The organism is Kitasatospora sp. MBT63, assembly GCF_000710465.2.
Taxonomy (GTDB): domain Bacteria; phylum Actinomycetota; class Actinomycetes; order Streptomycetales; family Streptomycetaceae; genus Kitasatospora.
In genome coordinates this window covers 1-6,471 of record NZ_JAIZ01000302.1, presented here as the reverse complement: position 1 = coordinate 6,471, position 6,471 = coordinate 1, and the positions used below count along the sequence as shown (strand labels likewise).

5 protein-coding genes are annotated in these 6,471 nt (G+C 74.1%); 4 read left to right on the top strand and 1 reads right to left on the bottom strand.

The window, feature by feature from the left end; translation table 11 throughout:
* The 3 genes from AA75_RS18730 to sucD form a co-directional block, all read left to right on the top strand.
* A partial coding sequence (locus AA75_RS18730) for a VWA domain-containing protein (RefSeq protein WP_033821245.1) occupies positions 1–1,136 on the top strand: 1,136 nt, incomplete at its 5' end.
* 376 nt (positions 1,137–1,512) lie between these two features.
* Entirely contained in the window at positions 1,513–2,685 is a 1,173-nt protein-coding gene (gene sucC, locus AA75_RS18725; protein ID WP_033821244.1) for an ADP-forming succinate--CoA ligase subunit beta, read from the top strand.
* A 16-nt stretch (positions 2,686–2,701) separates the two neighbouring features.
* Positions 2,702–3,583 (top strand): succinate--CoA ligase subunit alpha, encoded by an 882-nt coding sequence (sucD, locus tag AA75_RS18720; RefSeq protein ID WP_033821243.1) that lies wholly within the window; start codon positions 2,702–2,704, stop codon positions 3,581–3,583.
* 685 nt (positions 3,584–4,268) lie between these two features.
* On the opposite strand, the gene AA75_RS18715 is transcribed toward sucD, so the two are convergent.
* Entirely contained in the window at positions 4,269–5,729 is a 1,461-nt protein-coding gene (locus tag AA75_RS18715) for a LuxR C-terminal-related transcriptional regulator (protein WP_051812741.1), read from the bottom strand.
* Between the two features lie 117 nt (positions 5,730–5,846).
* On the opposite strand from AA75_RS18715, the gene AA75_RS49465 reads away from it, so the two are divergent.
* On the top strand, positions 5,847–6,471 hold a 625-nt coding region (locus AA75_RS49465; RefSeq protein WP_033821241.1), incomplete at its 3' end, for a DUF6350 family protein.

The window sequence follows — 6,471 nt, the reverse complement described above, 5'->3', positions numbered from 1 at the left end:
TGCGCCGCTGGCGGCTGGTCCTCGGCGGTGACGCCGACGGCACCGGCTGCACGCTGTCCGGCCGGGACGCCGCGATGGACGGCGCGCTCGCCGCGCTCTACCGCGGCTCCGGCGCGGAGCCGGGCGGCCAGGGCCGGACCGGCGGCCGCAGCGCGGGCCTGGGCGGCTCGGCCCCGCAGGTGGCGCGCTGGCTCGGTGACATCCGGGAGTACTTCCCGACCACGGTGGTCCAGCTGATGCAGCAGGACGCGATCACCCGCCTCGGCCTGGACCGGCTGCTGCTGGAGCCGGAGATGCTGGCGGCGGTCGAGCCGGACGTCCACCTGGTCGGCACCCTGCTCTCGCTGAAGCACGCGCTGCCGGAGACCACCCGGGAGAGCGCCCGCGCGGTGGTCGGCAAGGTGGTGGCGGAGCTGGAGCGACGGCTGGCCGACCGCACCCGTTCCACCCTCGGCGGCGCGCTCGACCGCAGCGCCAGGGTCAACCGCCCGCGCCACCGCGACATCGACTGGGGCCGCACGATCCGGGCCAACCTGAAGAACTACCTCCCCGATCACCGCACGGTCGTCCCCGAGCGGCTGGTGGGTTACGCCCGCGCCCAGCGCGCGGTGAAGAAGGACGTGATCCTCTGCATCGACCAGTCCGGTTCGATGGCCGCCTCGGTGGTCCACTCGGCGGTGTTCGGCGCGGTGCTCGCCTCGATGCACAGCCTCGACACCCGGCTGGTCGTCTTCGACACCTCCGTGGTCGACCTGACCGAGCAGCTCACCGACCCGGTCGACGTCCTGTTCGCCACCCAGCTCGGCGGCGGCACCGACATCAACCGCGCCCTCGCGTACTGCCAGTCGAAGATCTCCCGGCCGTCCGAGACGATCGTGGTGCTGATCAGCGACCTGTACGAGGGCGGCATCCGGGACGAGATGCTCAAGCGGGTCGCCGCGATGAAGGCCTCGGGCGTGCAGTTCATCGCCCTGCTGGCGCTCTCCGACGAGGGTGCCCCGGCCTACGACCACGCGCACGCCGCCGCACTGGCCGCGCTCGGCGCGCCGGCCTTCGCCTGCACCCCGGACGCCTTCCCGGACATCATGGCCGCCGCGATCGAGAAGCGGCCGCTGCCGGTGCCGGCCGACCGCTGAACCCCGCCCGTCCGACCGCTGAACCCGCCCGTCCGCCGGTCTCCGCAGGACACGGATTCACCCGAAGGTGTGGCCCTGGTCCGGTGCCCGCACCCCCGGCGCCGGGCTCCGGAGGGGGGTGGGTGGTAGGCCCGGGTCCGCCTGTTGTGACGGTTCTCACCAAAGCCGAGCCGGTCCCGGGCGAAACACGCCCGTCGTACGGGGATAACCTGCCACACGGACGTGACGCGCGTGTTGATTGACGGTGCGCCCGGCGCTGTGTGGGCCGCAAGGCCGCAAATCTGCGTACCTGCGCAGCCCCGACGACCCGCAGCGAAGATCCTGCCGTGGCACGCTCGTAGAGACACAATCCGCGACCACGAACAAGGACAAACACGTGGACCTGTTCGAGTACCAGGCGAGGGACCTCTTCGCCAAGCACGGTGTACCCGTGCTTGACGGCGATGTCATCGAGACCGCCGCAGACGCTGCCGCCATCGCGGAGCGCTTCGGCGGCCGCGCCGTCGTCAAGGCTCAGGTGAAGGTCGGTGGCCGAGGCAAGGCAGGTGGCGTCAAGCTCGCCGCCGACCCGGCCGACGCCGTCGCCAAGGCCGAGGCGATCCTCGGGATGGACATCAAGGGTCACACCGTCCACAAGGTGATGCTGGCCCAGACCGCGGACATCAAGGACGAGTACTACGTCTCGTTCCTGCTGGACCGCACCAACCGCACCTTCCTGGCGATGGCCAGCGTCGAGGGCGGCGTGGAGATCGAGGTCGTCGCCGAGGAGAACCCCGACGCGCTGGCCAAGATCCCGGTCGACGCCAACGAGGGCTGCACCCCGGAGAAGGCCGCCGAGATCGTCGCCGCCGCGAAGTTCCCCGCGGACGTGGCCGACCAGGTCGCCGACGTCCTGCAGCAGCTGTGGAAGGTCTTCATCGCCGAGGACGCGCTCCTCGTCGAGGTCAACCCGCTGATCAAGTCCGGCGACGGCAAGATCATCGCGCTCGACGGCAAGGTCTCGCTGGACGAGAACGCCGAGTTCCGTCAGCCGGGCCACGAGGCGCTCGAGGACAAGGCCGCCGCGAACCCGCTGGAGGCCGCGGCCAAGGCCAAGGGCCTCAACTACGTCAAGCTCGACGGCGAGGTCGGCATCATCGGCAACGGCGCGGGTCTCGTCATGAGCACCCTCGACGTGGTCGCCTACGCCGGTGAGAACCACGGCGGCGTCAAGCCCGCCAACTTCCTCGACATCGGCGGCGGCGCGTCCGCCGAGGTGATGGCGAACGGCCTGGAGATCATCCTGGGCGACACCGACGTCAAGTCGGTCTTCGTCAACGTCTTCGGCGGCATCACCGCGTGCGACGCGGTCGCCAACGGCATCGTGCAGGCGCTGGCCCTCCTCGAGGAGAAGGGCGAGGCCGTCACCAAGCCCCTCGTCGTCCGCCTGGACGGCAACAACGCCGAGCTGGGTCGTCAGATCCTGACCGACGCCAACCACCCGCTGGTGCAGCAGGTGGACACCATGGACGGTGCGGCCGACCGCGCCGCCGAGCTGGCCAACAAGTAAGGGAGAGGACTGAATCATGGCTATCTTCCTTACCAAGGACAGCAAGGTCATCGTCCAGGGCATGACCGGCTCCGAGGGCATGAAGCACACCCGCCGCATGCTCGCCTCCGGCACCCAGATCGTCGGCGGTGTGAACCCGCGCAAGGCCGGCACCACCGTTGACGTCGACGGCACCGAGGTGCCCGTCTTCGGCACCGTCGCCGAGGCCATGGAGAAGACCGGTGCCGACGTCACCGTCATCTTCGTGCCGCCGAAGTTCACCAAGGACGCCGTCGTCGAGGCGATCGACGCGGAGATCGGCCTCGCGGTCGTCATCACCGAGGGTGTCCCGGTCCACGACTCGGCCGCCTTCTGGGCGTACGCCGGTTCGAAGGGCAACAAGACCCGGATCATCGGCCCGAACTGCCCCGGCCTGATCTCGCCGGAGCAGTCGAACGCCGGCATCATCCCGGCCGACATCACCAAGTCCGGCCCGATCGGCCTGGTCTCGAAGTCCGGCACGCTGACCTACCAGCTCATGTACGAGCTGCGTGACCTCGGCTTCTCCTCGGCCGTGGGCATCGGCGGCGACCCGGTCATCGGCACCACCCACATCGACGCCCTCGCGGCGTTCGAGGCGGACCCGGAGACCAAGATCATCGTCATGATCGGCGAGATCGGCGGCGACGCCGAGGAGCGTGCGGCGGCCTACATCGCCGAGCACGTCACCAAGCCGGTCGTCGGCTACGTCGCGGGCTTCACCGCCCCCGAGGGCAAGACCATGGGCCACGCCGGCGCCATCGTCTCCGGCTCCTCGGGCACCGCGCAGGCGAAGAAGGAGGCCCTCGAGGCCGCCGGTGTCAAGGTCGGCAAGACGCCGTCCGAGACCGCTCGCCTGGCCCGTGAGCTGATCGGCTGATCAGCCCGGTAACCACCCGAGGGCGCCACGGACGGATTCCCGTCCGCGGCGCCCTCGGCGTTTCCGCGGCTCCCGGCGCCGGGCAGCCCAGCAGCGCAGCCCGCTGGGCCGTGTCCGACGAGTCGCGTCGGATCAGCGGGCACCTCCTGGCCGAAGGCCGGGGGAGGAGGCTGCTCGGCGTCGGGCGCCCGGCGGAATCCTCAGGCGCGGCCCAGCCACCGCGGCCGGTCGGCCGGCGCCGGGACCCGGGCGGCACAGCGGCCGGACAGGACCGGGCCGCCGGGCAGTCCACCGGTGACCCGGTACCCGTTGCTCGGTACCCGACCCGGCACCCGCTGCCCGGAAGGCGTCAGCGGAGTCGGTCGGCGAGGGGTGGTACCCCGGGCGGCGCACCGGTCGGGCAGGGGCGGAACGCCGGGCAGCCCAGCAGCGCAGCCCGCTGGGCCGCGTCCGACGAGTCGCGTCGGATCAGCGGGCACCTCCTGGCCGAAGGCCGGGGGAGGAGGCTGCTCGGCGTCGGGCGCCCGGCGGAATCCTCAGGCGCGGCCCAGCCACCGCGGCCGGTCGGCCGGCGCCGGGACCCGGGCGGCACAGCGGCCGGACAGGACCGGGCCGCCGGGCAGTCCACCGGTGACCCGGTACCCGTTGCTCGGTACCCGACCCGGCACCCGCTGCCCGGAAGGCGTCAGCGGAGTCGGTCGGCGAGGGGTGGTACCCCGGGCGGCGCACCGGTCGGGCAGGGGCGGAACGCCGGGCAGCCCACCGGCACCGGCAGCGCCTCCACGGCGGCCGCCGTCGCCGCGGCCTCCGCCGAGGGCGACGAGGACATCATCGCGGCCTGGACCAGGACCACCGACTGCGTCCCCGCCGCCTCGCACCAGTGGCTGCGCACACCCGCGTCGGCGCCCGGCAGCAGCGGACCCGCGCTGCCGTTGTCCGCCGTCGTGCACAGCGGTGGCGGCGTGGGCGCGGGCGAGCGGAACAGCTCGGCCGGCCCGCTACCCAGCAAGGTCGCCACCACCGCGGCGCCGACCGCCACGGTCAGCAGGGCGGCGCCGCCGGTGACCGCGCCGGTCCGCAGCCGGCTCTCCACCGTCAGCAGCCGCGGGGACGGCCGCCACGGCGTCGCACAGCCGTGCACGGCCGCCCGGTGCATCAGCTCGCCCAGCCGGTCGCCGAACCCGGGATCGGACGGGTCCGGGCCCACCAGGTCGGGCACCTGCCCGGCCAGCGCCGCCCGGGCGGCGCGGATCCGCCCGGCGGCCGCCGCCGAACTCGCCTCCACCTCGACCGCCACCGCAGCCGCGGGCAGGCCCAGCGCGTCGTGCAGCACCAGCGCCCGCCGGCGCGGCCGCGACAGCCGGCGGAGCGCCTTGAGCAGCGCCCGGTCCCTCGGGGTGAGCCGGTCCTCCGGCCCGACCCCGGCGGGGCCGACCCGGATCCGCCGGTGCGGCAGGGTGAGCAGGTGCGCCCGCCGCGGGCCGCCCCGGCGCCACGGGGACAGTGCCGCGTCGAAGGCCCGCGCCCGCACCCAGCCCTCCGGGTCCGGCAGCGCCGTGACCTGCGGCCACTGCCGGGAGGCGGTGCCCAGGGCGAGGTGCGCGCAGTGCACGGCGCGGTGCCGGCAGCCGGTCAGCAGGAAGGTCTGTTGCACCAGCCGGTCGTGGACGGCGAGGCAGAAGTCGTCGAACTCGGGCGGAACGGCGTCCCCGCCCGCCCCGCCGCCGGTCTCGGTGCCCTCACCGGCTCCGGCCTCGGCCTCGGCCTCGGTGCCGGTGTCACGGCTCGTGCCGGGCGGGGCCTCGGCGGCCTGGTCGGCGGCCCGATCGGAGGCCCGATAGTCGGCCTGGTCGTCGGCCTGGTCGGCGAGCGCGGTGGCCTCCGCCGCGGACCGTACGCCCAGTTTGCGCAGTGCCCGGTGCAGCCGGGTCCGCGCCATGGCGGGCGACAGTCCCAGGTCGGCGGCGATGGCGGCCAGCTCCTCGCCGTCCGCCAGCCGGGCCAGCAGCTGCGCCTCGCGGGGCGTCAGCAGCCGGAGCAGCCGGGCGGCGTCCCGCCGGGGTGGCGACGGCGTCTTGGCGGCGGCGGGCTTCCCGGAGGCAGCGGACCTCCGGTTGCGCTTCCGGGTGGTCGAAGGAGCGGTCACCGTGATCCCTCGCCCCGGCTGCTGAGCGAATGTAGGCACATGTACCGATAATCCGGGACACGGCGAAGGTTTGCCCGTTGACACGACGCAACGGGCCCCCTTGGGAGCATGAAGCCCATGACGCAGCTGATGGGCCGTCCGATCCTGGGCCTGCCGAGCGGACTGGGCACCCGCTCGACCTTCGCCGACCTGCTGACGGGGGTACGGACGGCGCTCCTGACGCTCTCCGTGGTCGCTGTGCCGGTCCTGGGGCTGTGGGTGCTGGCGCCGTACTCGGACGACACCGCGGCCGGCGCGGTCCGGCTGGCCTGCGCGCTCTGGCTGCTCGGCCACGCGGCGCCGCTGGCCCGCGGGGGCGAGGCCGGGCCGGTCACCGTGACCCCGCTGCTGCTGACCGCGGTCACCCTGACGGCGCTCTACCGGGCCGGGGTCCGCCTCGGCCGGCGCGGGCGCCCGAACTGGCGCTCCCCGTTCGCCGTGGGCGCCGGCTACCTGACGGTGGCGGCGCTGGCGGTGGCCCAGTGCTCGGCCCAGGAGGCGGCGCTGCGGGCCCGGCCGGTGGCGGACCTGATGGCGGTCTCGGTGCTGCTGGCCTGCGGGCTCGGGTGCGGGGTGTGGGCCGGCGCGGGGCGCCTGCGGCCGGCGCTCGCCGCGCTGGTGGCGCTGGCCCCGCTCACGAGGGTGCCCCGGTGGTGGGCGGACGGCGGGGCGGACCGTGGGGCGGACAGCGGGGCTGAGGGGC

What these genes read in the sequence shown, in the direction of transcription:
- sucD (WP_033821243.1), top strand. Translation starts at nt 2,702, where the DNA reads ATGGCTATCTTCCTTACCAAGGACAGCAAGGTCATCGTCCAGGGCATG.